The sequence below is a fragment of the Luteirhabdus pelagi genome, assembly GCF_016827595.1.
Taxonomy (GTDB): domain Bacteria; phylum Bacteroidota; class Bacteroidia; order Flavobacteriales; family Flavobacteriaceae; genus Luteirhabdus; species Luteirhabdus pelagi.
Window position 1 is genome coordinate 292,067 of the sequence record NZ_JAECMS010000004.1, and the last position, 26,799, is coordinate 318,865.

A 26,799-nucleotide genomic window follows, 5' to 3' on the forward strand; every position below is an offset into this window, starting at 1 on the left:
CGTAAATACGTACTTTTGCGCCTATCTTTCAAAATTTAAGGACCGCGCGAAAAACCACAATCATGAGCGACAGCAAAAAAATATCTTCAGCCCTTATTTCAGTATTTCATAAAGACGGATTGGAACCGATCGTTAGAAAACTTCACGATTTAGGCGTAACCCTATATTCTACGGGCGGCACGCAGAAGTTTATCAACGATTTGGGAATCGATGTTGTTGCCGTGGAAGACATCACCCAGTATCCTTCCATTTTGGGCGGACGGGTAAAAACACTTCACCCAAAGGTATTTGGCGGAATTTTAAATCGGCAGGATCATGAAGGCGATAAAAATGAAATGGAACAATATGAGATTCCACAATTGGATTTGGTGATTGTCGATTTATATCCTTTTGAAAAAACGGTTGCTTCAGGCGCTTCGGAACAAGATATTATTGAAAAAATCGATATCGGTGGTATTTCATTGATTCGTGCGGCAGCCAAGAATTTTAAGGATACGCTCTGTGTTTCTTCTATGGAAGATTACGATGAAGTGTTGCAGCTAATTTCTGAAAATGACGGGACGGTTTCTATTGAAGACCGAAAGCGTTTTGCTGCCAAGGCTTTCAATATTTCTTCGCACTATGATACAGCGATTTTCAACTACTTCAACAGTGAAGAAGAGATTCCAGCGTTGAAGATTTCCGAAACCAAGGGAAAAACACTTCGCTATGGTGAAAACCCACACCAAAAAGGCTTTTTCTATGGCGATTTCGATGCGATATTCGACAAACTTCATGGAAAGGAATTAAGCTACAATAACCTTTTGGATGTAGATGCAGCCGTTACGTTGATGAACGAGTTTCAAGGCGAAGCACCCACCTTCGCTATCCTAAAACACAATAATGCTTGTGGATTGGCACAGCGAGAAACCCTTTTGGATGCCTATAAAGATGCATTAGCAGGCGATCCCATTTCGGCCTTCGGCGGAATATTGATCAGCAATGTTGAAATAGACGCAGCTACTGCTGAAGAAATCCATAAGCTATTCTGTGAAGTGGTCATCGCGCCTTCTTTTTCCGTAGAGGCTCAGACAATATTGAAAGGAAAGAAGAATAGAATTTTACTGGTTCAAAAGCCTATCGAACTCCCTAAAACCTTAACCAGAAGTTGCTTAAATGGTACCTTGGTTCAGGATCGCGATATGAAGACCGATAGCCGTAAGGATTTAACAGAAGTAACGAACAATAAACCGAAGGATGCCGAGTTAGAAGACTTGTTGTTTGCATCGAAAATATGTAAGCATACCAAGAGCAATACAATCGTTTTGGCTAAAAACAAACAATTGTGTGCCAGCGGGACTGGGCAGACCTCTCGTGTTGATGCCTTAAAGCAAGCCATTGAAAAGGCTAAAAATTTCGATTTTGATTTATCGGGATCGGTAATGGCAAGCGATGCCTTTTTCCCGTTTCCAGATTGTGTTGAAATTGCAGATGGCGCAGGAATTACGTCGGTAATCCAACCTGGAGGTTCCATAAAGGATGAGCTAAGCATCGATTATTGCAACGATAACGGGCTTTCCATGGTATTTACCGGAACCCGTCATTTTAAACATTAAAATAGTACATTTGTGTGGCACCGAGTGCCTTATCACACGTTTAACCTATAGCACCAAAAAGCACGTATGGGATTTTTTGACTTCCTCACTGAAGAAATAGCCATCGACTTGGGAACCGCCAACACCCTGATCATTCACAATGATAAGGTGGTGGTCGATGCCCCTTCTATCGTTGCGCGCGACCGCTCCTCCGGAAAAATAATTGCCGTAGGACGTGAAGCCAGCATGATGCAGGGTAAAACCCACGAAAACATCAAAACGATTCGTCCGTTGAAAGACGGCGTTATCGCCGATTTCGATGCCAGTGAGAAGATGATCAATATGTTCATCAAAGATATTCCTGCCTTGAAGAAAAAATGGCTTACCCCTTCCCTACGGATGGTTATTTGTATTCCGAGCGGTATTACCGAGGTTGAAATGCGTGCGGTTAAAGAGAGTGCCGAACGGGTGAATGGAAAGGAAGTGTACCTGATTCACGAACCGATGGCCGCTGCAATCGGTATTGGTGTCGATATCATGCAACCGAAAGGAAATATGGTGGTCGATATTGGAGGTGGTACTACTGAAATCGCCGTTATTGCTTTGGGCGGTATCGTCTGCGACAAATCGATTAAGATTGCGGGTGATGTATTCACGAACGATATTATTTATTATATGCGTACCCAGCACAACTTATACGTAGGGGAACGCACAGCTGAAAAGATAAAAATTCAGATTGGTGCTGCTACTGAAGATTTAGAGCTTCCACCAGAGGAAATGTCGGTACAAGGGCGTGATTTGTTAACGGGAAAACCGAAGCAGGTACAAACCTCCTTCCGTGAAATTGCGAAGGCATTAGACAAGTCGATTCTTCGTATTGAAGATGCAGTAATGGAAACACTATCGCAAACGCCTCCAGAATTGGCAGCTGATATTTACAACACCGGAATCTATTTAGCCGGTGGTGGATCGATGCTTCGCGGTTTGGACAAACGCTTGTCGCAAAAAACAGACTTACCTGTGTATATTGCGGAAGATCCATTGCGTGCAGTGGTTCGCGGAACAGGTATTTGTTTGAAGAACATCAATAAGTATAAGAGCGTTCTCATTAAATAGCCAGCCAATGGCCTAACATCCTTAAATTCCCCAACAGGTGCAGCAGATTATCTATTTCTTTATTCGTAACAAGAACTTTTTGCTGTTTCTGTTTCTGTTTGCCATTTCCTTATTCTTCACGATACAAAGCCACACCTATCATAGCGGTAAGTTTGTTACCTCAGCTAATTTTTTGACGGGTGGGATTTATTCCTTTGAAAGCAGCATAAGCGACTATTTCGGCCTTGAAAAACAGAATTTGAAGTTGGTTGAAGAGAATAAACGGCTTCGCACACAACTTTCCCAACTTACGGAAAATGTAACTGCCAAGGTTGAAGATAGCATTTTTCTAAATTCCCGCTTTCGCTTTCGGACCGCAAAGGTGATCAACAATACCTATTCTAAATCGAAGAACTATCTAACCCTCAATAGAGGTGCAATCGACAGTATTTCAATAGATATGGGGGTTATTTCTCCCAAAGGCATCATTGGTATCGTGAATGCTACCTCAGAAAATTATGCTACGGTGTTATCTATTCTGAATACTGAAAGCCAAATTAATGCTCGATTGAAGAAATCGAACCATTTCGGTTCTTTGGTATGGAACACAAAAGATCCTAATGTGGCGCAGCTGATCGACATTCCGAGATTGGCTCCTGTTGTAATCGGCGATACGGTGGTAACGGGTGGCCGCTCTACTATCTTTCCTGAAGGAGTTCTTATCGGAACGATTAAGGATTACAATTTAGAAGAGGGATCGAATTACTACGATCTGGATATTGAGCTTTTTAACGATATGACGAATCTTCGTCATGTATACGTGATCGAGAATTTAGATGCTGAAGAGATTTTAGAATTGGAAAATGCGGTAGACGATGTTGAACAATGATTTTTTCATAAATACCGTCCGTTTTATTGCCTTGGTGTTGCTGCAGATACTATTGCTTAATAACATCAATTTCATGGGGTATATCAACCCCTACGCCTACATTACCTTCATTTTAGTATTTCCATTGAATGCGAACAAATCGTTACTGATATTTTTGGCGTTTCTATTAGGACTCACGATAGATATGTTTATGGATTCTGGAGGTGTCCATGCGGCGGCGTGTTCCTTTATCGCCTACATCCGACCGTGGATTCTTAAATTTTCATTTGGGGTAAGCTATGAACACAATACGATTCGGATTGGAAAAACCTCTATGGCGCAACGATTTTCATATGTCGGCGTCATGGTTTTATTACATCATTTTATATTGTTTAGCTTAGAAATATTCAGCTTAGAGCACATACTATTAATCGTAAAATCCACGTTATTTTCAGGAATTTTCACTATACTAATAGTATTGGGATTGATTATCCTTTTCAGCAGAAAGAATTAGTCGAAACAAACCTTTAAAATCAGGAGTTAATCTCTCATGCGAAAGCTTCTCTTACTTGTTATCGTCCTTATCACCGGCGTTGTATTCGCCGGGCGCTTGTTCTATTTGCAGGTTTATGACACTTCCTTCGAACAGCTTTCACAAAACAATGCAGTAAAGGTTTTATACGATTATCCGCAACGAGGGTATATTTTCGATAGAAATGGTAAACTGCTTGTCTCCAATCAGCCTTCCTATGATGTGATGGTCATTCCACAGGAGGTAAAACCTTTAGATACGACAGAATTCACCGACTTATTGGGTATTACCAAAGGACGCTTCGACACCATTCTTCAAAAAGCACGGGTATATTCCCCTCGATTACCTTCTGTAGTGATCCCGCAATTAACGAAGTCGGAATACGCTTTTTTATCTGAAAAGATGTACAAATACGATGGTTTCTATATTCAGAAACGGTCGTTACGCGATTATCAAGTAGATCATTCTGCCAATGTGCTAGGGTATATTGCTGAAGTGAACAAACGCATTATTGAGGACAACCCCTATTACCAAATGGGCGAATTGATAGGGATGCAGGGAGTGGAACGTCAATATGAAGAAACCCTTCGAGGCGTAAAGGGAGTGAAATATATTCAAAAGGATAAGTTCAACAGGGATATCGGACCTTATAAAGACGGCATCTTCGATACGCTTCCAGAAAGAGGAAAAGACCTTCGGCTAACTATAGATGCTACGCTTCAACGATATGGGGAGCAGTTAATGTCTAAAAAGCGCGGTGGAATTGTAGCCATTGAACCCTCAAGCGGCGAAATCTTAGCGTTAGTAACCGCTCCCAATTATGACCCTTCACTTTTAGTTGGAAGGGAACGTTCCAAGAACTTCACCCGTCTATATTACGACACCATTGCAAGACCGTTGTTTGATCGTGGTCTACAAGGGGAATATCCTCCAGGGTCGCCCTTCAAAACGCTTACGGGCCTTATCGCCATGGAAGAAGGAGTAATTACCGAAAATGAAATTATTCGTTGCCCAGGTGCCTATTATTACGGTCGTGGTCAACGATTGGCTTGTCACCACCGAGGGCCTTCCGCCATGATTAACGGTATCGCAAATTCATGTAACACCTATTTTTGTACGGTCTATAGAAGAACTATTGAAAAATATGCTACCCCAGAAGAGGGAATGGACCGTTGGCACAACCATTTACAGAGTTTTGGACTGGGTGATTATTTAGGGTATGATCTTCCGATTGGTAAAAAAGGCTTGATTCCCGATGGCGATTTTTACGATCGCTGGTATCCCGAACACCAATGGTATGCAACGGCTACTATCAGTAACGCCATTGGGCAGGGTGAAATATTATTAACGCCTATTCAGATGGCCAATTTTACTGCCACCATTGCAAATCGCGGTTGGTATTATACCCCGCATATGATAAAAGGTATTGGGAAGAAAGATAGCATTCCATCGGAGTATACTGAAAAACACGTCACTACAGTTTCGCCCGAGCATTTCGAACCAGTAGTAGAAGGTATGCATCAGGTTTATACCAGAGGTACTGCTTCCTTTCTTCAGATTCCTGGTATCGATATCTGCGGAAAAACGGGAACTGCAGAAAACTATGTTCGGATAGATGGTAAACGGATGCAGTTAACGGACCATTCCATTTTTGTAGCTTTTGCACCGAAAGATAATCCTAAAATTGCCATCTCTGTTTTTGTTGAAAATGGGTATTGGGGATCACGCTGGGCAGGTCGTATAGCAGGATTAATGATCGAAAAGTATCTTAAAGGTGAAATTACCAGAAAAGACATGGAAGAGTATGTATTAAACGGCAGCCTTGAGGAGGAATACGCGAAACCTTATAGCGGCGAGCCGTTTAAAATCAACAACTAAATGGCTGCAGGAAAAGGCTCCTTACGATTCGATTGGCTTACTATATTTTTCTACATATTGCTTGTAGCAATTGGATGGATCAACATTTATTCTGCATCACTCGATGAAAATGCCACACAGTTTTTCGATTTTAACCAAATTTATTTCAAGCAGTTTGTTTGGATACTGCTTAGTGTCCTGATAATTGTCTTTATTCTCGCGCTTGAGTCAAAATTCTATGAACGTTTTTCCAGCGTTATCTATCTCGTTTCATTAGCATCTCTCCTAGGACTCTTTTTGTTCGGTAAAACAATTTCGGGAGCAACTTCTTGGTATGCCATTGGCCCTGCAAGTTTACAGCCTAGTGAATTTGCAAAAGCAGCAACGGCTCTGGCCTTGGCCAAATATTTAAGCGATATTCAGACCGACATCTCCGTCTTTAAGGATCAACTTCGGGCATTTCTTATCATTATTTTACCAGCACTTATAATAATTCCCCAGCCTGATCCTGGGAGTGCGCTGGTTTACGCTGCATTCATATTTCCTTTATATCGGGAGGGACTCCCTTATATCTATTTGTTGGTAGGTTTTTTTGCTGCTGCCTTGTTTATTGCCACCTTGGGGTTAGGGGTTATATGGGTAAGTTTAGGAATTATTGCTATTGCTGGCATCCTACTTTTTAGAAAGCGAAAACGAAAGCCAAATATTTTCAAATTTGTATTTCTAACTGCCATCAGTCTAGCCTTCGTTTTTTCGGTGAATTATATCTTCAACAACGTTTTTGAACAACGGCACCGCGACCGTTTCAATATCGTTCTAGGCAAAGAAACCGATGCTAAGGGTATCGGTTATAATACCAACCAGAGTGAAATCGCGATTGGAAGTGGCGGTTGGACCGGAAAGGGTTGGACGCAGGGAACGCAGACTAAGGGTAAATTTGTACCAGAGCAACATACCGACTATATTTTCAGCACTGTTGGTGAAGAATGGGGCTTCATCGGGAGTATCGTCGTTATCATTCTTTTTGTGGGCTTGATTGCCCGCCTTTTGGTATTAGCAGAACGGCAAAAAAATCAATTTAGTCGAATCTATGGATATAGTGTTGCAGCCATACTCTTTTTTCACTTTTTCGTAAACATTGGAATGGTCACCGGCCTATTTCCGACCGTTGGTATACCGCTTCCCTTTTTTAGTTATGGAGGTTCCGGACTATGGGGGTTCACTATATTGCTTTTCATCTTTGTCCGATTAGATGCCGCTAACAGCTACTACGGCAACTGATTATCGTTTTGTCCATGCCCGCTTATCGATAGTGTTTTCCAGCGTGTTTTGGATCGATGTTTCGAGACCTGGGAAAAAGTCAATGCCCGTTATGGTTTCCAAAGAATCAATAGTTACTACATATTCGAAATACGAGCGTGAAGAGGGTTTATTGGGAATTAGGAATGCTATAGCTTTTGGCGGTTGTGTTGAAGCATCTACAACAATTTTATAAAACTTCTCTGGCACCGAAACATGTTCTGAACCAATGGTTTTCAAGCCAGGTTGTAGAACGCCTCCAGTTACCACAAACACACCATCATACTTCTCGGCCCAATAGCGTACTTTCTGCTCTAACCGATTCCAAATACCGCTATTGAAGTCGTGGTCTTGCGGACTAATATTGCTGGTTAGGAATGTTTCATGAAATGCATTGTACTCGAATTCCCGGTCGGCCGCTGCTACCAAATGACCTCGATCGTAACCCGAATTCTTATAGTTTCTCCAATCGGCAGAACCGGAAGAAACCTTTCGATCCTGAATAAAATAAGGACGCTCAAAATCGTTGTTTCTCAGATGTTCTTTATTGAGTTCGTAAGCCACCCATTCCGCCTGTTCATGCGCTTCACTGTATGATAGGGTATAATAATTATGGCGGATTACTTCCCCCGTAGTGGAAGTTGGCATATAAGCATTTCCAAATTCTTCTGAAAGTTCAGTTGTTTTAGTCTCCTCTGGATAATGCTCCTGTTGGCGGTCAATATATTGTTCAGCATACCAGAGTCCGACCGTGACGAGTATTATCAATAGTGGATAAATGTATTTTCGTGACATAAGGAGCAGTATTATCACCTCAAAAATACTGGTTTCTGAAAAAGTGGAGAAGAAGACAGCTTCTATTCATACTCATTAATACCGTATAAGATTTCCTTCATTTTACTACCGTTTATCTCTACAGGTTTATAGGCGGTATTGAATTTTTCGATAGCGATTTGAATCCCCTGCTTTAGTTGCTGAAATTCAGCTGGAATCTGTTGGGAGCAAAGCGCTTCATTTTCATAGCTATTCAGCATAATGGCGAATTTCTCATAAAATTTTTCACCTTGATCGATAAAGGCGTTGTATTTGGTAATGAACTGAAGCAATCGATCGATAGGAAAATGTAGATTTACTTGCATACGATGGGCTTTTCTTTGATTTTCTGGATCCTCCTGCAGCGATTGCAAAGATTCGAGATACTCTTGAAGATAATTTCGGATTGTCCCCCAATCGTCAGTGTTCCTGCATTCAGCAAGTGATTTTTTGTATTGAACGGGTTTTGTATAATCGAAGAACAATTGCTGTAATTCTTCCATAATAGCTTCGTTACTTTTCTGAAGAAATATGGTTTCGAAATAAATGGTGTTCAAATCCTGATGCATCATTAAGGTAAAGTCTAATATGCATTCTACTTGTTGAAGCTGTTGTTCTTTCTGAATTCTACTACTGCCTTCACTAGTGAACAAAGAAACAAATGAGTGTATGACCGAAGTATAAACATTGTTTCCGAGTAGTTCCGATAAGTTGAAACCTTCTTTCTTTCTTTTTTGTTGAAGCAAATTTTGTTTCACCGAAATGAATTCGGCATAATGATTTGGATTTGATAAGTTATTAAGATCTCTAAAAGTGCTTACGGAAGCGAAGTGATGGTCTAAGGCCAGGGTTTTCTCGTACAGAATATTGATAATCTGTAAGCCTTTGATATAACGAATTTTACTGAGTTCGGTAGCACGCGATTGTTCGTTTTCCCTAATCTTGCCTTCAAGTTTATCCTTTTGAAACAGTAACTCCACTTTCTGCTCTACAGTCGAAGCGTTATTCATCTTCACATTTACGCTATACATTGCTTGCCTCAATTTTCTATCGATACTGTCGTACACGGAATGAATATGCATGGTTTCAGCAGCCAATTCATGTAACACATCATCTACTGTAGGAGGTCTACACAAGACGGAAAGCGACGAGACTCCGAATAGCAATAAAATAATATGTTTTTGAAGGCTGCGCATTTTACTGTAAGGTTAACCTAATAATGATATGCGATTCCGAAATTATCGCTGGCGATATTCCTTCAGCAATCCTTAAAGACGCGTCTGAAATATGAAGCAGTGATCGTAACTGTGGGGTCAGGTCGATTTGATTACTGATTTCAACAGCAGTGTCCGTTTGTTGACGTGCTTCCTCAATATTTTGTCCCAATAGTTGGATTACTTGGGAATTGGAGAGCTTTGATAGGTCAATCTTTAAACTGAGTTCTGTATTCTTTTCGTCATATAATAAGATTCCATTGCTCAATTGTTTTTCCGCACCTTCAAGGCTACATAAACCATTTTTACCATCGCAGTGTAACCCATCGAAATTTGCCACTATCGTTGTTTCAAATGTTTGCGATACCTTTTGAGCATTTACAAAAAATGAAGTCATCAGTAATCCAATAGATAGTATAAGCCATGTCCTCATAATTACGGTTTTATTCTGGAAAAGCCCCTTACAATAAGTCCTTCCCCTATTCCTTCCATGTGATTTGCACCATAAAGAATACCTATCTTATCATAGCTCGCCAAATCAACATCCAATGTCTTTAAGATGATCTCATTCCGAGAATTTAATATCAGATCATTTCGTTTCTCAGAATCAATTTCTTCATCACAAGCTGTATTTTCATAAACATCAGTCTCAAAATCACATTCTTCTAGAATAATAGTCCCATTTTTTTGCTCATAGTACTGTATCATTTCCGCTAGCGTGGCATCTACATTCTTACCGTTAGCTACTGTCACCCCCAGTTCTTCGTCCAAGGGTTGATTGACTAGTTCTTTTCGAAGTTTACTCTTTAGCTTGCCTCCATTAATGGTATCAAGAATGGTTTTCAAGTTTCTTCCGCGCGTAATCGTACCTATAATTTTTCTGAGTTTTCGAATGTTCGTATCGCTAAACCCTTCTCCCTTCACTTCTTCGGTATAGAAAAAGTATCCTAAAGCTGTCATAGAATCAACCTTTCTCCTGATATCTTCATAAAACAGCGGCGTTCCTACATGATGCATGGGAAAAAGAACAACTTCTTTATCACCTTTAAGATATTTTTGAGAGGTTATTATATCGTCATAAACACCCATTCTCGACAATGCAATATTGTAGAATGTGCTGCATGAAAAATTCAGCATTACGATCGACAGTGTAAAAAGAACCTTTTTAATCATGGTATTTAGGTTAAAGGGTATCACATAGGCATCCTTCTCGATACCTATGTGATTGTTCATACTTTATTAAGGAAATATTATCTCAATAATCATAAAAATGATGGTTTCACCCCATCCTTCTCCTAGAACATTATCCAAATGACACCATAATTGGTACCATTTACACGGCTTTTTACTACTCGGCAGCATTGGATTGGTTTCCAAAGCCGTGGAGTTCCCTCCAAATAGTGCAATTTCCGCATAGGTTTCTGTTTTTCCCGACTTAACTTTATCTGACATAAAGATCGCTGCCTTCCCCATGGTTTCGAAATCACCCTTTTTGATCATTTCAGTATAGCTATACCCGGCTTTAATATAATTGTATGCTTTCAGCAGCAACGCTTCACCTTCTGCAGGAAGCGTAGGTAATAACGATTTATCGGCCTGTGGATTTCCTATCAACACCTTCAATTTGAAATCTTGATAAGAATCTCCCTTCGAATAAAATGGTTTCACCGATTCCACAAAGTCAGCGAAGCTTTTAATAAGCTCCGTTTTCACTTCACCTTTTGTATAAGTGCCTTGCTTTTGCGCCTTTGCCTGTGTTCCTAACATCAGCAAAGGCAATAAAATCATAATAATAGTTTTCATAATTCAATACTTGAGTGTAATACCTACTCGTTCGCTTTTCGGTTTCCGCGGCTTGTTTTATGTGCATAAGCAATACACTGATCAAAACACTTCCACCTCGAGACAACTACTATTAATTTTTGTATCTTTATTCTCGAGATATGATATGTTTATCTCAATCCTAGAACTTTTGGAAGCTCCTGCCCTTCAGGAGCTTCCTTTTTTTATTCTCACACATTTCTACTTGCATCACGATAAAAAATAGCTTGACAGTTTGCTTCACCATAAAAGGGAAGTTTTATTCCACTACTTATCCGTGAATTTGCTTAGGCCTTTTTGATATCAATAGAAATAGAACAAAAGCAAGAAAGAGAATGACTATAATTCCAAAAGGAGCAAAAAGGGATAATCCTATTTCAGTTCCATCTAAAAAGAATTGACCATGTTTAAACCCTAGTGATGTATAGCCTCCACTCGCTATCCGATAGAGGAGTGCAATAGCGTTTACGGATAGTAGTAGCAACATGCCAAGAACGATAGAAACGATAATTTGTAGAATAGTGGTTTTCATGATTATTATTTAGTTTGAAAGTTCAATTGATAAGCAATCGCAATCGTATTTAATATGCCATACCCCATTAGATTCGTATTCAATTTCAATACAGCAAACCGCTACCAAAACTTGTAGCAACCCAAATCGCTGATTGGAATTATTACTTATATAATCGGCATCGATTCTATGGGTTAATTTATCTTTAGAATTATATAATTTTAAAGAATTACCGTATTGAAAATAGGCTCCATTTGCCGAGAACTCCACTCCATTTGTCGTTTTTCGGATATCGATCCAGTCTTCCTTAGGACCGCCAATAAATCGCACTTTTTGATTCGGTTTCAGTTTTGTAAAATCGAATGCAACATTTCCTTGATTTGGCAATGTATAGGTCTGTTGGGGTAATGGAGCAAAGGTTACTTCAGTTGATAGGCTCTTTTGACTCCAAACCAAATTGATGGTCAGCGCAAATATTATACTTACTACAATGTTTTTCATGATGATATGTTTTTGAAATTACCTACTCGTACGCTTTTCGGTTTCCGCGACTTTATTACAGTGAAGTTGCATTTCACTTTGAAAACACACCCTTTGTTGCCATAAATCGGTAACATGAAGGAATGCCCTCAATCCTAGAAAATGAAAAATGCTTTTAAGAATAGTACTCTTCTAATTTGCCTACTCATCCGCTTTTCGGCCAACGCGTATAGATCCCTTCTCATTAAATTGGCACAGCTATGATGCCTCAATGACGCATTCTTATATAGTGTGCCTATGGCTTCAGTAACAAAGAAAATTATGATAGATTGGGAAGATTGTATTGCCCAGCACTATTCAAATATGAGACATTATTTGGATAAATGAAAATATAATAGTCTGCTATTCAAGAATTTGTAGCGATAATTCTTGAATTGCCTATATGTTTTTTTGAAGCAAAAAATAATCGAAACTAGCCAGATTTAACGTCTAGGGCATCGCGAAGTGCATTTCCGATAAGCATGAATGCTGTTACCAAGCTCATGATTGCGAAACCAGGTACTAAAGCCAAATAGGGCTTGCCTAAAATGATGTAACTATAGTGATCCTTAATGATTCCTCCCCAACTTGGCATTGGGGGTTGGGCCCCAATACCCAAAAAGCTCAAGCCACTTTCAATCAATATGGCTGCAGCAAAGTTAGCGGCAGAAATGATGATAACGGGCGCCATGGCATTTGGAAGAATATGCTTTATTATAATCCTTAAATCGGTGTAGCCCAACGCTCGAGCCGCGGTTACAAATTGCATTTGTTTTACTCCCATAACTTGTCCACGGATAACACGAGCCACTTCGACCCACATCGTAAGGCCTACTGCAATAAAAACTTGCCAAAATCCTTTCCCCAACGCCAATGTAATGGCTATTACTAATAACAAAGTAGGAATGGACCACGTTACATTGATTAACCACATAATAGCAGCGTCTACCTTTCCTCCAAAGTAACCTGCAATTGCTCCCAAACTAATCCCAATAAGCAGTGATATCAATACGGCCACAAAACCTATAGAAAGAGATATGCGAATACCCACCAACATTCGACTCAATAAATCCCTTCCATACTTATCAGTTCCCAATACAAACGTTTTCTGTTGAACATAACGTTTCGGAACTTCAGAAACCGAGGCCGCTTCTGGAAATTGCGAAAGCGAATATTCCTTCTCCAACCCTTTTTCACCTGCTTCAGTGTATAAGGTCGCAACAATTGTTGTGTCTCGAACTTCCACAGATGAAACTGGAACCTCGGTATTGGCATTTCGTTCTCCAAACAAAAAGGATTTCAACCAAGACTCCTGCTCTACAGCTACTGGTATAGTTAACATATCTACGCTAAACCCAGGTGATTTTGAATGAATGCTCAGATGCATTTGATTTGCATTTTCGGAATCGTCTGGGGCGATGGCATATGCAAATATTGCTAACAGCAAACATCCCGCTAGAAAGAACAGACTGGCCATTCCCCAGAAGTTTTTTCTGAATTTCCGAAAGGCTAGGGCCGATAAGGAAGTGGATTTACTCACTTCACAAAGGTATCAAAATTGATATTGGAATACAGCACAAAAAAACCCGCATCCGAGGATGCAGGTCACGTTATTCAAACGTATTTACTAATTCTTCATATCGGCAACTTTGCCAGCCTTGATATTATTGATTCGTAGATCTCGCAGTACATTTATGGCTTCTTCAACATAAATATCCTTCGCGAGATTTTTATGCCAACGCTTACGTTTCTCACGCAGCGTGGTATCCTGCTTCATAAGCTGGATTTCAGAAGGCAATGAACGAAAGCTTAACTGATTGTCATATTCTTCTAACTTATCAAACTTTTTCGTTTCCTCCTTTCGTTTTTCAATATCGGCAACATACGCATCAAAATTGAGTGGTACTTCCATTTCATCGCGTCGCATCTTAATATACCGTGCGTTCTCATCGATTAACTGTAGTTGTTCACTCTTCGCTAGGCGTTCCTTACTTTTTTCAATAGAAGCATCAAAGTCTACATATCCATCCCATACATCATAGTCGGCGGCTTCTATTTTATCATAAGGAAGCGGATTCTCATAGTCGCGTTCTCCCACATCTATATAACTATATTGATCTGGCATGATCACATCGCTTTTCACACCTTCCAATTGGGTGGAACCACCGTTTACACGATAAAACTTCTGAGTGGTAATCTTTAAGGCTCCTAAATCGCCAAAGTTATTGCTTCGCATCCATTCGTTTAAGTCCAATACATTTTGAACCGTTCCTTTCCCGTAAGTTTGTTTGCTACCAATTACGATTCCACGCTTATAATCTTGCATGGCTGCAGCCAAAATCTCGGAAGCCGAAGCGGAAAGTTCATTTACCAAGATAACCAATGGGCCATCCCAAACAATCTCACTGTCCTTATCCTTCAATACTTCTTTACGTGAGCCACTGGATGCCACCTGAACGACAGGACCTTCTTCAATAAACAACCCTGCAATATCGACAGCTGTTCGTAACGACCCGCCACCATTTCCACGAAGATCGAGCACCAAACCTTCCATTCCTTCTTCTTTTAAACGAAGGATTTCTTGTTTGACATCGCTTGCCGCGTTTCGCTCTTTATAATCTTCCATATTGAAATAAAACTGTGGAAGATTTATCAATCCAAATGACTTTCCCTCTTCTTCAATAAGCGTAGATTTTGCATATGTTTCTTCTAGTTCGACTACGTCACGGGTAATTGTTTCCTCTTCAATAGAGCCGTCTACGCGCTTTACGGTAAGCGTTACCTTTGTTCCTTTTGGTCCTTTAATTAGTTTTACGGCATCGTCTACCCGCATTCCTACAATGCTTACGGGCTCGTCTTCTTCTTCTTGCTTCACCTTCAGAATAAGATCTCCAACTTCAAGATGTTCTCCTCGCCATACAGGTCCTCCGCTAATAACTTCAACAACCTTTATATAATCGTTTTTCTTCTGAAGTCTCGCTCCAATTCCTTCCAATCGGCCGCTCATGCGCAAGTCGAAGCGATCGCGATCTGGTGGTGCAAAATAGTTTGTATGCGGATCGAATTCTTCAACAATTGTTGTAAGGAAAATAGAAAAATAATCCTTTCGCTCTAAATCATCGGTAAACTCAAAATATTCCTCCAGTGAAGTGTGCGTTGTTTCGCGTGCTTTAGCTTCGAGTTCAGCATCATTCTTCGGCTCATAGCCTTCCTCGGTTTCCCGCTTTGTTTTTTCCTCCTCTACAGCATCATAATAACTTGAGATGGTAGAAAACTTCAATTGCTTTCTCCAACGCTCCATCAGTTCCTCACGGTCTTTTACGTATGGAATATTATCATAATCGACATTAATAGATTCATCTGCGGAGTAATCGAACGGCGTTTCCAATACTTTCGGATACATCAATTTCACATCTTCCATTCTTTTCTGAAAGCGTTCGTAGACTAAATTGAAAAAACTTAAATCCTTCTCCTTTATTTGGTCGTCGATCAATAGCTCATACTGTTGAAATTCCTCGATATCGGAAGCAAGGAAATAACGCTTCAATGGATCCAACCCTGTAATGAAGTTATCGTATACATGTTTGGAAAATTCATCATTAATATCTGCTGGGGAGTAATGACCTTTTTCCAACACATAGGTTATCAGGTCTATCAGTACTTTATCTTTATTGGGGTCGTTAAATTCTTTGGTAGTAAAGCTGCAAGAGGCAACGCCTATAAAAACAGCCAATAATAGCAATTTCAAATTCTTTCTCATAATGCGCATTGTATCATCTATTTATTCTGGTCTAAATTACATAAAAAATCATGCCATTACCGTGCATAGGCGCTAACATTTTGTTAATTGGCATGATAGGATTATGGTTTCGCTTCATTTTTTTATTTACAACGTATTTCTTTAACGATCGTGTATCGAATAAATTTCACTTTTAGTCGCGATACTCGTATTTTCACCAAAACTTTCGTCCATGCGATTATTGTATAGCTTCTTGCTTTGGATTTTTCAAGCCCTGTTGTATATACTTCAGTTTATCAGTCCGAAGTTTAAAAAGTTCGTTACAGGTCGAAACAACTTATTTGAAACGCTATCGCCCCTTAAAGACGACAAAAATACGATTTGGTTTCACTGTGCTTCGTTGGGAGAATATGAACAAGGTGTTCCTATAATGAAGGCGTTGAAGTCCACCTATCCCGAATGTCAATTGTTGGTAACATTCTTCTCTCCTTCTGGCTACGATGTGAAAAAAAATGATGCACTTCCAGAGGTTGTTTCGTACCTACCATTGGATATTCCTTCAAAAGTGAAACGGTTTTTGGACAGTGTTAAACCGGATCTTGCCATCTTCGTCAAGTATGAAGTATGGCCCAATTTTCTTCGCGAATTGGATCATAGAAAAATTCCGACGCTGTTGGTTTCAGCCGTATTTCGTAGGAACCAACATTTTTTCAAACCGTATGGCGGTTTTATGAAACGAGCGCTTTATCGTTTCGACCATATCTTCGTTCAAGACAAATCTTCGCACGAATTGCTAGAGGAAAATGGGTTCTCCGCTATTTCGATAAGCGGCGACACCCGATTTGATAGAGTATCACAGCAATTGGAAATAGACAACCGACTTGATTTTATGGAATTGCTTGCACAAGATCGTTTATGCATAGTTTGTGGAAGTACATGGCAAGAGGATGAAGAAGTACTAGTACCTTACATCAATTCGGCTCCCAAAAATGTCTTTTTCGTAATAGCCCCACATCAAATAGAGAAATCGAAAGTAGCTTCCCTTCAACAAAAAATAAATGGAAACACGCAATTGTACTCATCCTTTTCTGAAGCCACCGCAATGGACACCCAAGTATTGATCGTAGATACAGTAGGCCTATTGACCAAAATATACAGTTATGCCGACATAGCGTATGTGGGTGGTGCCATGGGAAGTACTGGGCTGCATAACATTTTGGAACCTGCCACTTTTGGGGTTCCAATAATTATTGGAAAGAATTTCGAGAAATTCCCTGAGGCCAAAAAGCTTCAACAATTGGCAGGGTTGTTCTCTATTGCCTCAGCCGAAGAGTTTAGCAGGCTAATAAATCATATGCTTGAAGATTCGTCATTCCGCGAGAAAACGGGAATGATTACCGGACATTATATAACCTCCAATATCGGCGCTACCCGAAAATTAATGGAGTATATTTCCAAATCATACGGTAACCGCCTTGTTCAGATACCTTCGAAAGGGAAGTAATTCGATATAGGTTTCAATCACCATTGCTTCAAAATTTGGCGAACAAACTTGTTGTGGTGAAAAATTACGCGAAACTGCAAACGATCGATGTTTCAATAGGTCGATATGTTCGTGTTTTTCTGAATATTTTTTAGGTGAACGCTTAAGTGGATTGTCATCGATTAACTCACCAAACATTTTTTTAAAGCTTGATGTATTTAAAATACGCTTCAATTCCTCACCATTATAATCGATTGCGGCTCGGATACTTTTTAAGGTTTTTGAAGAAGGGTGCCAGTAGCCTCCCCCTATAAATGATTCGGAAACTCCAAGATGAATATAAAAGTCTCCCTGTTTGCTCCGCTGGTCTAAACCTGCACCAAAATGATCTTTATAAATGGGCTTGCTGGGATGAAACATCAAATTGTTATTGATTCGATTTATAGCTTTCTTACCAGGTGTATTAAAATAGTCTGGATCTATTTCGTTCAACCGAATATTCATGTGGTCCAACCAATCGATATAGGCATCGCGTACGCTGTGGTAGGTATCGCGATTCGCATCCATCCATTCTTTTGAGTTATTCGCTTGTAGTTGTTCCAAAAAGGAATATAACGACTTAAAATCCATATTTTTTTCAGATAAAGTAAGTATCCGATTAGGTATCGTAAGATTTTTTAATAAAACTTTACCATATGCCAAATGTTAAAATACATAGTTTTGACATAACCAATAATTATTCACTATGAAAAAAATTGTAATGGTAAGCGCCCTCTCATTACTAGCTATAGGGCTTACTTCCTGCAGGGAAACAGAGACAAAAACTGAGACGAAGGAAGTTATTCGTGAAGTTGAAGTTGAAGCTGAGGAAACCGAAGAAGAAACCGAAGGAATCCTAGAGCGTACTGCGAAGGAGGTCGATAAGGAAGTTAATGAGGAAATCGACGAAGAAATCGACAAAATCGGAAACGACGACGGTCAATAACAATTAAAAACCTAACTATGAAAAAACAATTTTTAGCTTTCGCCATGATTGCCTTTATCGGATTTGGAGTAACCTCTTGTCGCGAGACTACGGAGGAGGAAAAAGCCGAGGAAATGATTGAAGAGATGGAGGAAGAAGGAGCCGACATCAAGAAAAAGGTTGATGGCGACGAAACGAAAATCAAGATGGAAACCGAAGATAAAGAGGTGAAAATCAAAAAAGAAGATGGTGAGACCAAAATGAAGGTCGAAACCGAAAATAATGGGTAAATAAACCTAAATGTAAATTTATAAAAACCAGCTTTCGGGCTGGTTTTTTTATGTATTTAGATTTCTGATTTGGCCTTTTAACTCCTCCATCGATTGCTGTAATTGCTGAAATAGCGTACTCTCCGCAGGTTCATCGATGCCGAACGAAATCTTGCTATTTACCTGCCATAATTCTTGAATATCCCGAACCTTTACATCGATGGGAAGGTATTCTGGGTTCAAGGAAATAAGACGAACTTTTTCTGGAGAATCCGGTACTTTTTGAAGTTTTTTTACCAAAACCGAATCATGAAGGACTACAATATATATTTTACTATCGGAAGCCTCCGCAAGACTTGGAACCGCCTTTCCGAGCACCCATTCCTTCGGCCGTATGTTCGGCAACATACTATCGCCTTCTACCTGAAACCCACGATAGGTAGCATTTCGGTATTGCGGCAACGGCATATGGAAAGAAGGGAGGCTCTCAAACCAATCGGTATCCTGAATATTATGAGGATATCCAGCAGCAGCTTTTTGATTGACCAATAATATAGTCTCATCGCCTTGAGAATCCAAGGTAATCATCTTCGGGCTTACATCATTTCCGCTGGCATCAAGATATTGACTGAAACTCTTTCCAAACAACCACAATGGATTAATATTGAATTGACGCAACAATTCCATTACTACTTTCCCGGTAATTTTGGTTTTTCCCCGTTCGATATCAGCGGTTGTACTTCCAATATCCAAAAGTTCAGCAAACGCCTGCTGCGTATACCGTTGCTCTTCTCGAACCTTTCTAAACCGTTTAGCTTCAATAGGTAATGCATTTTCCATATTCAAATATACACTTATTTGGAATATATCCAATTTTATGAGGATAATTTCTTTGTTATTGGAATATTTCCTTATTTTTGGCAGAATTCCAAATCCTAACAATTCATGAATTTCGACCGGATAAAAGAAAAGCTTGAAATCCTTGCCGATGCAGCAAAATATGATGTTTCCTGTGCCTCGAGCGGCAGTAAACGATCCAATAAAAACAAGGGCTTAGGAAATAGCAGCGGTATGGGAATTTGCCATAGTTACACCGAGGATGGTCGCTGTGTCTCACTATTGAAGATTTTACTTACCAATCATTGCATTTTCGACTGCGCCTATTGTGTTACTCGAAGAAGCAATGATATAAAAAGAGCAGCATTTAAAGTGCAGGAGGTCGTTGACCTCACTATCAATTTTTATCGCCGTAATTATATTGAAGGATTGTTCCTAAGTAGCGGAATTTTCAAAAATGCCGATTACACCATGGAACGGTTGATTCAGGTGGCGAAGAAACTTCGAGAGGAGGAAAACTTCAACGGTTATATTCATTTAAAATCGATTCCGGGCGCTAGCAATGAATTGATGTATGAAGCAGGGCTATATGCAGACAGACTATCGGTGAATATTGAAATTCCTTCAGAAAAGGGATTGAAGCTGTTGGCTCCAGAAAAAAATCGAGAGGATTTTATTCAACCCATGAAAAAAGTGAAAGATGAAATCGTTCGATACAGATCGGAGAAAAAGATAATAAAGAATCTTCCGAAATATGCGCCTGCCGGTCAAAGCACTCAAATGATCATTGGCGCTTCCGGCGAAACCGATGCCGAAATCATGTATACCTCAGCTTTTTTCTATAAAAAGTATCATATGAAACGGGTATATTATTCTGGCTACGTCCCCATCAGTCATGATCCAAGGCTACCATCAATTGGCACCGAAGTTCCGATGCTTCGCGAAAACAGATTGTACCAGACCGATTGGTTACTCCGCTTTTATGGTTTCGATATTCAAGAGCTATTAAATAAACAATATCCCAATTTGGATTCCGACATCGACCCCAAACTATCGTGGGCACTTCGAAATCTAGAACAATTTCCAGTCGATATCAATACGGCGGATAAACGAATGTTAGCTAGAATTCCAGGGATTGGGCTCCAATCGGTTCAAAAAATTATAGCAGCTAGAAAACATAGGCGATTAACTTGGGACCATATTCGAAAGATGGGCATTGCGATGAATCGTGCGAAATATTTTATGACCTGTGCCAGCTGCACCTATGAAACAAAGGATCGAACTGCCGCTCAAATTAAAGGTCTTATTCTTCAAGAATCTTCCAGCAAATATCGAAAAACATATAATGGTCAATTGAACCTCTTTCAAAACACACTACCGGTTTCAGCATGAGGGCGAAGACAATTTTGACATATGATGGATCTTTTGAAGGTTTTTTGAGTTGTATTTTTAATATATATGAAGAAAAACTAGAGAATAGGGTTTCTATAAAACGATCGGACCAAGCGCAGGATTCATTTTTCGATAATCTTGAAAACGTTCCTACGAACGAAACAAACGCCTCCAGAGTGTGGGAAGGTTTGGTTTCCAAATGCGGAACTAGGATAGGCCAATTGGTCTTTAAAGCCTTTTTAAGTGAATTACCCACTATTGAAAATACATTAATGGTGTATATGCAACTGGCTTTTGAACATCCGTCGAAAGTGAAAGGAAACTACTCTCACCCTGCTGTTTTACAAGTGTCAAAAATAGTAAAGAGCATCGGACGTGAAAAACACCGAATGGACGCGTTTGTGCGGTTCAAATTATTGAAGGATGGACTCTATTTTGCTACCGTGGCCCCTGATTTTAACGTATTGCCGCTAAATTCAAAACATTTTAAAGACCGCTATGCGGATCAGCGGTGGATGATTTATGATGTAAAAAGAGGATATGGCATATATTATAATCTCGATACTGTGGAAACAGTTTCATTATCCTTCTCAGAGACCATGCTCAATGGAACAGACGAACATTTATATGTAGCAACAGAAGAACTTCAGTACCAAGAATTATGGCGCTCTTATTTCAATAGCGTTACTATAAAATCGCGTAAAAATAGTAAGCTACATGTACAACATGTACCAAAACGATATTGGAAATATCTTAGTGAGAAAGCACCACGTCCAAAAATTTGATTATTTTTATCCTTTGTTAATCACTAATCAATCACACTACTTATGAAAAAAGTACTTTTATCATTTGCTGCATTGAGCTTGGTTTTTTCAATCTACTCATGCCGCGAGACTACAGAAGAGAAAACTGAAGACGCCGTAGAATCTATGGGCGAAGATATGGAACGAGCTGCTGAAGACGCAGGCGACGCTATGGAAAACGCTGCTGAAGAAACTGGCGATGCCGTGGAAGAAGCAGGCGAAGACATGGAAAACGCTGCTGAAAATGCTGAAGAAGAAGTTGAAGAAGAAATTGACAATACGGACGAAGGCATGTAAGCCACGACGTAACTCGATTAAAAAACCCAGCATAAATGCTGGGTTTTTTGTTTTGCTAACGGATTCAGATAGCAGATCCTGATATGAGTGATTAATCACGGTTTTTAAGAAAAAACCTACAAACTTACCATAATAATAATTTTTTTGAAATAGTTCAAAATCAGAAAGTTGATCGTAGGTTTGTACTATTATTCACACAAAAAAACCTGAATCATGAAAAAATTGATGTTTATTTTTGCCATCTTTGCATTGGCAGCAAGCTGTACTCCAGAATCCCTAGACACGAATGACCAGCAAATCGATAAAGACAAATACGAAATCCCACCAAACGGATAATAAAAAACGAAATTATATTAACGGGGTGTTGCTTATCATTTTCTTGGTAGCAACGCCCTTTTTATTTTATCTATACCAATTCGCTCCATCCGATGAAAAGGTATGGGAAACGGCAGTGGGCAACATCAATGCCGGAGGGTTTGGTAATGTTCAAATATACCTTCATGCCCTGGTTACCAAACTTACGTTTGTACTTCTCACCGGAATTTGGTTCCTAACATCCCGAAATTGGTGGAAATACGCTATCCTTATCCCGTTCACAATGTTCCTTTTTCAATTGACGGGAGTAGTGAATTACAAGATTGAGTATATCGATGAATTCGATTTTTGGTATTCCCTACCTATTATTTTACCTATTCTTGTACTATTGATATACATTTCCTATATCGCAGGTAAAAAATCTTCTGAAGATCAGTTAAAACGCGAAGTAGACGATGAGATCAAGAAGTTATTGAACGACGATTTATAAGCGTACACCCATAATATCGCTGAAATATTCCCTCAGAAACATGTATTTAAACTGCTATTACCCTAATGTGGCAATACACGCTACTATACAGTAAGCTTTATTCACATAAAAGCATAAAAAAACCCTGCTATAAATATAACAGGGTTTCGTACTGAAGGCGGGACTTGAACCCGCACGGCCATTTCTGGCCATTGGATTTTAAGTCCAACGTGTCTACCAATTCCACCACTTCAGCAACTTGGACGTTCGAAAAAAAAAGCCGATATCCTATCGGCTTCATCTCTTGAGCGAAAAACGGGATTCGAACCCCTGCCTGCCGGCAGGCAGGCGCGACCTCGGTCGCTAGCCTGAACGTATCGGATCGAAAACATACATTTCTCTGAACTCGCTTGAGCGAAAAACGGGATTCGAACCCGCGACCTCCACCTTGGCAAGGTGGCGCTCTACCAACTGAGCTATTTTCGCATTATTGCTGTTAAAGAACATCGCTAAACTAGCGGACGCAAATTTATAACAATTAACAGAAATGCAAAAGGGAAAATTTATTTTTTTGAATGCATCACCTGCAACACAGAAGTGCATTACTTTTTTGCACTCATCGTAGCCTTACGCTGCAACATTCGCTTGATTTCATTGAGCTTCATCAAGGCTTCCACAGGGGTAAGCGTATCGATGTCGATATCTAATATATCGTCACGTAATTCTTCAAGCAACGGATCATCTAACTTAAAAAAGCTCAATTGCAATTCCTCCTTCGACAATTCCTTCATGGTATCGTCCAATTCCTTTGAAGAATGACTCTTTTCCAAACGCTTCAAAATCTTATTGCTTCGCTGAATAACAGCTTGTGGCATCCCTGCCATTTTTGCAACATGAATTCCGAAACTATGGTGCGAACCTCCTGGAACCAATTTTCGAAGAAACAAGACGGTATCCTTCAATTCCTTCACCGAAACATTGTAATTCTTGATACGATCAAAGGTTTCTGTCATTTCATTCAGTTCGTGATAGTGCGTAGCAAACAATGTTTTTGGTCGCGCAGGATGTTCATGCAAATATTCGCTTATAGCCCAAGCGATGCTAATACCATCATAGGTGCTCGTGCCACGCCCAATTTCATCTAACAGCACCAAACTCCTATCCGAAATATTGTTTAGAATACTGGCCGTCTCGTTCATTTCGACCATAAACGTACTTTCCCCCATCGAAATATTATCGCTGGCACCCACTCTCGTAAAAATCTTATCGACACAACCCATCCGTACTTTCCCAGCAGGAACAAAACTTCCCATTTGAGCCAACAGGACAATAAGGGCCGTCTGACGAAGAATCGCCGATTTACCACTCATATTCGGACCGGTAATCATGATAAATTGCTGGTTTTCCCGGTCGAGAAATACGTCGTTCGCTATAAAAGGATGATCGGCCGGAAGCTGTCGTTCGATAACAGGGTGGCGACCCTCTTTTATATCCAAATCGAAAGAATCGTCTAAGGTGGGACGAACATAATTGCTTTGCTTCGCCTGAACGGCAAAGGAAGTAAGACAATCCAATTGGGCAATCAATGCCGCATTTTGTTGTACAATCCCAATAAATTGGAGCATCCAATTCACCAACTGCCCAAAAAGTTCCTGCTCGAGTACACTTATCTTTTCCTCGGCACCTAAGATTTTCGCTTCATATTCCTTAAGCTCCTCCGTAATGTATCGTTCGGCGCTAACCAAGGTTTGTTTTCGCACCCATTCTTCGGGCACTTTATCTTTATGGGTATTTCGAACTTCAATATAGTACCCGAATACATTGTTAGAAGCGATTTTCAATGAGGTAATCCCGGTCCGTTCACTTTCTCGCGCCAACATATCATCCAAATATTCCTTTCCACCCGAAGCGATATTTCGCAATTCATCCAATTCTTCGGAAAAACCATCGGCAATCACTTTTCCTTTAGCAGCATTCACGGGCGCTTCTTCAAAAAGCGTTTCCTTGATCTTCGACCGCAGTTTTTCACATAAATGAAGTCTATCGCCTATTACTTGCAAGGCTTCATTCTTTGCATTAGAGGCCAACCCTTTTATCGGAATAATAGCTTCCAGTGAATTTTTTAATTGAACGACCTCTCGCGGATTTATTTTTCCTGTAGCGGTTTTGGAAATGAGGCGCTCAAGGTCATTTATCTTCTTGATATGCTGTTGAAGCGTTTGTACTTCAGAATCATTATTCAGCAGATATTCTACTACTTCGTGGCGCTCTCGAATACGTTGTGGATTTTTCAGCGGAAGCGCTAACCAACGCTTTAATAAGCGACCGCCCATGGGTGAAATGGTTTGGTCGATAACATCCAGCAGCGTGACCGCATTTTCCTGTGAAGAATGATACAGCTCTAAATTTCGAATGGTAAACCGGTCCATCCAGACATATTCCTCTTCTGCTATTCGTGAAATCTTCGAAATATGTTGAAGCTGATCATGTCGTGTTTCACTTAAATAATGAAGCGCAGCACCGGCAGCAACAATCCCTTCTTCCAAATGGTCGATACCGAAACCCTTTAAATTCTGAACATCGAAATGCTTCTGAAGGGTTTCCGTTGCATAATCGGTTTGAAACACCCATTCCTCCAAATGAAACGTATGATAATCCTGTCCGTAAGATTCGGTAAATCGCTTTCGCTTTTGTTTACTGAACAAAACTTCAGAAGGATTGAAGTTTTGCAGCAGTTTATCGACGTACTCGGCATTCCCTTCAGCCGTTAAGAATTCACCTGTAGAGACATCTAAAAAAGCGACCCCTATTTTCTGCGACGACGAACTTTTAGAAGCACCAAAGTGAACGGTTGCCAAAAAGTTATTCGATTTTGATTGAAGTATATCATCGTTTAAGGCAACACCAGGGGTAACAAGTTCGGTAACGCCTCTTTTTACGATTTTTTTGGTCTGTTTTGGATCTTCCAGCTGATCGCAAATGGCTACCCGGCAACCGGCCATAACCAATTTAGGCAAATAGGTATGCAGCGAATGATGCGGAAATCCCGCCAATTCCGTCTGGTCGCCCCCATTGTTTCTTGCGGTAAGCGTAATGTTCAGAATCTTGGCGGCTCGAACAGCATCTTCACCAAACGTTTCATAAAAGTCGCCCACACGAAAAAGCAACAAGGCATCAGGATATTTCGCCTTAATGCTGTTGTACTGCTTCATTAAAGGGGTTACTTTCTTCGCCATAGCTTCACATCTTCCGAAATGCTAAAATAACAAGATCCCCTTTGTTTTCGAAACCAATAATAGCAGAGTTATCGAAAGTTTTTCACACTTTGTATCACAAACTGACTGAATCCTAAAACCTTCTAAATCTATACTTCAAAAACGCTTCAAATCGATACTTTTGTGGTAAGTATGAAGTACAGAAAACTAAAGAATAGCGAACTAGACCGCCTTACGCCGGAGGAATTTAAGGAAACGAAAAAGACACCCTTAATCATAATTCTCGACAATATTAGAAGTCTTAACAACATTGGCTCGGTATTTCGAACGGCCGATGCCTTTGCCATTAAAAAAATTTACCTCTGTGGCATTACCGCAAAGCCACCCCATAAAGATATTCAGAAAACGGCCCTTGGCGCCACCGAAAGTGTGGAGTGGGAATATGTGGAAAATGTAACTGAGGTTGTCAAAAAGCTGCAAGGAGAAGGTGTTTTCGTAACGGCGATCGAACAGGCTGAAGGGGCTATTTCGTTAGATGATTTTTCGTTACAGCCCGAAATGACCTACGCATTGGTCTTTGGAAATGAAGTAAAAGGCGTGCAACAAGAAGTGGTTTCTGCTAGCGACACGGTTTTGGAAATTCCGCAATATGGCACCAAACATTCCCTAAACATATCGGTTAGTGTCGGAGTGGTAGTATGGGATTTCTTTAGTAAGATGAAAAGGTAACGAATGCAGAATTCAGAATGCAGAATTATAAATCAGAATAATACGAAACGAAATTGTAGCTTTATTGATTAATGCTACTTGTTGTATCTAGCGTAAAGCATACTGCTTATCGCTAAGAGCGAATCCCCTACTGTTCACGGTTCACTCTTCACTGCTCACTGCTCACTGCTCACTGCTCACTGCT

Annotated in this window: 27 protein-coding genes and 2 tRNA genes; 15 read left to right on the forward strand and 14 right to left on the reverse strand. The window is 40.1% G+C overall.

What is annotated here, in order from left to right:
* Positions 1 to 62 precede the first annotated feature (62 nt).
* From purH to rodA, 6 genes are all read left to right on the forward strand, one after another.
* On the forward strand, positions 63 to 1,595 hold the full coding sequence (gene purH / locus I4Q58_RS12260) for a bifunctional phosphoribosylaminoimidazolecarboxamide formyltransferase/IMP cyclohydrolase (protein ID WP_203296178.1): 1,533 nt from the start codon (positions 63 to 65) through the stop codon (positions 1,593 to 1,595).
* Between the two features lie 66 nt (positions 1,596 to 1,661).
* Positions 1,662 to 2,690, forward strand: coding sequence for a rod shape-determining protein (locus tag I4Q58_RS12265; protein WP_203296179.1), 1,029 nt, complete (start codon positions 1,662 to 1,664; stop codon positions 2,688 to 2,690).
* Between the two features lie 37 nt (positions 2,691 to 2,727).
* A complete protein-coding gene (gene mreC, locus I4Q58_RS12270; RefSeq protein WP_203296180.1) occupies positions 2,728 to 3,558 on the forward strand; it encodes a rod shape-determining protein MreC in 831 nt (276 codons plus the stop codon).
* On the forward strand, positions 3,545 to 4,051 hold the full coding sequence (gene mreD / locus I4Q58_RS12275; RefSeq protein WP_203296181.1) for a rod shape-determining protein MreD: 507 nt from the start codon (positions 3,545 to 3,547) through the stop codon (positions 4,049 to 4,051). Before mreC ends, mreD begins: the two co-directional genes overlap by 14 nt.
* A gap of 36 nt (positions 4,052 to 4,087) precedes the next feature.
* Complete coding sequence (mrdA, locus tag I4Q58_RS12280; protein WP_203296182.1) at positions 4,088 to 5,947, forward strand: penicillin-binding protein 2; 1,860 nt, start codon at positions 4,088 to 4,090, stop codon at positions 5,945 to 5,947.
* Positions 5,948 to 7,207 carry a rod shape-determining protein RodA gene (gene rodA / locus I4Q58_RS12285; RefSeq protein ID WP_203296183.1) on the forward strand — a complete coding sequence of 420 codons (1,260 nt, stop codon included), beginning with the start codon at positions 5,948 to 5,950 and terminating at the stop codon, positions 7,205 to 7,207.
* On the opposite strand, the gene I4Q58_RS12290 is transcribed toward rodA, so the two are convergent.
* From I4Q58_RS12290 to I4Q58_RS12330, 9 genes are all read right to left on the reverse strand, one after another.
* Positions 7,208 to 8,020 carry a DNA/RNA non-specific endonuclease gene (locus tag I4Q58_RS12290; protein ID WP_203296184.1) on the reverse strand — a complete coding sequence of 271 codons (813 nt, stop codon included), beginning with the start codon at positions 8,018 to 8,020 and terminating at the stop codon, positions 7,208 to 7,210.
* A 62-nt stretch (positions 8,021 to 8,082) separates the two neighbouring features.
* A complete protein-coding gene (locus tag I4Q58_RS12295) occupies positions 8,083 to 9,234 on the reverse strand; it encodes a hypothetical protein (RefSeq protein ID WP_203296185.1) in 1,152 nt (383 codons plus the stop codon).
* Between the two features lies 1 nt (position 9,235).
* Positions 9,236 to 9,685 carry a hypothetical protein gene (locus tag I4Q58_RS12300; RefSeq protein ID WP_203296186.1) on the reverse strand — a complete coding sequence of 150 codons (450 nt, stop codon included), beginning with the start codon at positions 9,683 to 9,685 and terminating at the stop codon, positions 9,236 to 9,238.
* Positions 9,686 to 9,687: 2 nt separating this feature from the next.
* Complete coding sequence (locus I4Q58_RS12305; protein WP_203296187.1) at positions 9,688 to 10,485, reverse strand: hypothetical protein; 798 nt, start codon at positions 10,483 to 10,485, stop codon at positions 9,688 to 9,690.
* 6 nt (positions 10,486 to 10,491) lie between these two features.
* Positions 10,492 to 11,055, reverse strand: coding sequence for a hypothetical protein (locus I4Q58_RS12310; RefSeq protein WP_203296188.1), 564 nt, complete (start codon positions 11,053 to 11,055; stop codon positions 10,492 to 10,494).
* Between the two features lie 289 nt (positions 11,056 to 11,344).
* Entirely contained in the window at positions 11,345 to 11,605 is a 261-nt protein-coding gene (locus I4Q58_RS12315) for a hypothetical protein (protein WP_203296189.1), read from the reverse strand.
* Between the two features lie 9 nt (positions 11,606 to 11,614).
* Entirely contained in the window at positions 11,615 to 12,085 is a 471-nt protein-coding gene (locus I4Q58_RS12320; protein WP_203296190.1) for a hypothetical protein, read from the reverse strand.
* A gap of 451 nt (positions 12,086 to 12,536) precedes the next feature.
* Complete coding sequence (locus tag I4Q58_RS12325; protein WP_203296191.1) at positions 12,537 to 13,643, reverse strand: ABC transporter permease; 1,107 nt, start codon at positions 13,641 to 13,643, stop codon at positions 12,537 to 12,539.
* A gap of 87 nt (positions 13,644 to 13,730) precedes the next feature.
* Positions 13,731 to 15,863, reverse strand: a complete 2,133-nt coding sequence (locus tag I4Q58_RS12330; protein WP_203296192.1) for a carboxy terminal-processing peptidase — start codon at positions 15,861 to 15,863, stop codon at positions 13,731 to 13,733.
* A gap of 211 nt (positions 15,864 to 16,074) precedes the next feature.
* Between I4Q58_RS12330 and I4Q58_RS12335 the strand changes: the two genes are divergently transcribed.
* Entirely contained in the window at positions 16,075 to 17,346 is a 1,272-nt protein-coding gene (locus I4Q58_RS12335) for a 3-deoxy-D-manno-octulosonic acid transferase (protein WP_203296193.1), read from the forward strand.
* Here I4Q58_RS12335 and I4Q58_RS12340 read toward each other — a convergent pair.
* On the reverse strand, positions 17,302 to 17,955 hold the full coding sequence (locus I4Q58_RS12340; protein WP_203296194.1) for a DUF2461 domain-containing protein: 654 nt from the start codon (positions 17,953 to 17,955) through the stop codon (positions 17,302 to 17,304). The two genes, I4Q58_RS12335 and I4Q58_RS12340, sit on opposite strands and share 45 nt — an antisense overlap.
* 115 nt (positions 17,956 to 18,070) lie before the next feature.
* On the opposite strand from I4Q58_RS12340, the gene I4Q58_RS12345 reads away from it, so the two are divergent.
* A complete protein-coding gene (locus tag I4Q58_RS12345) occupies positions 18,071 to 18,310 on the forward strand; it encodes a hypothetical protein (RefSeq protein ID WP_203296195.1) in 240 nt (79 codons plus the stop codon).
* A gap of 17 nt (positions 18,311 to 18,327) precedes the next feature.
* Positions 18,328 to 18,579, forward strand: a complete 252-nt coding sequence (locus I4Q58_RS12350) for a hypothetical protein (protein ID WP_203296196.1) — start codon at positions 18,328 to 18,330, stop codon at positions 18,577 to 18,579.
* 48 nt (positions 18,580 to 18,627) lie between these two features.
* On the opposite strand, the gene I4Q58_RS12355 is transcribed toward I4Q58_RS12350, so the two are convergent.
* A complete protein-coding gene (locus tag I4Q58_RS12355; protein ID WP_203296197.1) occupies positions 18,628 to 19,398 on the reverse strand; it encodes an XRE family transcriptional regulator in 771 nt (256 codons plus the stop codon).
* A gap of 105 nt (positions 19,399 to 19,503) precedes the next feature.
* On the opposite strand from I4Q58_RS12355, the gene I4Q58_RS12360 reads away from it, so the two are divergent.
* The 5 genes from I4Q58_RS12360 to I4Q58_RS12375 all read left to right on the forward strand — a co-directional run bounded on the left by I4Q58_RS12360 (position 19,504) and on the right by I4Q58_RS12375 (position 22,692).
* The gene (locus I4Q58_RS12360; protein WP_203296198.1) at positions 19,504 to 20,787 is read left to right on the forward strand and encodes a putative DNA modification/repair radical SAM protein; all 1,284 of its coding nucleotides are present in this window, start codon (positions 19,504 to 19,506) and stop codon (positions 20,785 to 20,787) included.
* Positions 20,784 to 21,572: a TIGR03915 family putative DNA repair protein gene (locus tag I4Q58_RS12365; RefSeq protein WP_203296199.1), complete on the forward strand. Its 789-nt coding sequence runs from the start codon at positions 20,784 to 20,786 to the stop codon at positions 21,570 to 21,572. The genes I4Q58_RS12360 and I4Q58_RS12365 overlap by 4 nt, the downstream gene beginning before the upstream one ends.
* A 42-nt stretch (positions 21,573 to 21,614) precedes the next feature.
* Entirely contained in the window at positions 21,615 to 21,887 is a 273-nt protein-coding gene (locus I4Q58_RS12370) for a hypothetical protein (RefSeq protein ID WP_203296200.1), read from the forward strand.
* 213 nt (positions 21,888 to 22,100) lie between these two features.
* Positions 22,101 to 22,223, forward strand: coding sequence for a hypothetical protein (locus I4Q58_RS15700; RefSeq protein ID WP_262896177.1), 123 nt, complete (start codon positions 22,101 to 22,103; stop codon positions 22,221 to 22,223).
* Positions 22,174 to 22,692 carry a hypothetical protein gene (locus I4Q58_RS12375; RefSeq protein ID WP_203296201.1) on the forward strand — a complete coding sequence of 173 codons (519 nt, stop codon included), beginning with the start codon at positions 22,174 to 22,176 and terminating at the stop codon, positions 22,690 to 22,692. The genes I4Q58_RS15700 and I4Q58_RS12375 overlap by 50 nt, the downstream gene beginning before the upstream one ends.
* Before the next feature lie 149 nt (positions 22,693 to 22,841).
* Here the strand turns inward: I4Q58_RS12375 and I4Q58_RS12380 are convergent.
* The 3 genes from I4Q58_RS12380 to mutS form a co-directional block, all read right to left on the reverse strand.
* Positions 22,842 to 22,927 (reverse strand) — tRNA-Leu (locus I4Q58_RS12380).
* 157 nt (positions 22,928 to 23,084) lie between these two features.
* Positions 23,085 to 23,157, reverse strand: a tRNA-Gly gene (locus tag I4Q58_RS12385).
* A 116-nt stretch (positions 23,158 to 23,273) separates the two neighbouring features.
* A complete protein-coding gene (gene mutS, locus I4Q58_RS12390; RefSeq protein ID WP_236002910.1) occupies positions 23,274 to 25,907 on the reverse strand; it encodes a DNA mismatch repair protein MutS in 2,634 nt (877 codons plus the stop codon).
* Between the two features lie 171 nt (positions 25,908 to 26,078).
* Between mutS and I4Q58_RS12395 the strand changes: the two genes are divergently transcribed.
* Positions 26,079 to 26,615 (forward strand): RNA methyltransferase, encoded by a 537-nt coding sequence (locus tag I4Q58_RS12395; RefSeq protein ID WP_203296202.1) that lies wholly within the window; start codon positions 26,079 to 26,081, stop codon positions 26,613 to 26,615.
* Positions 26,616 to 26,799: the final 184 nt, after the last annotated feature.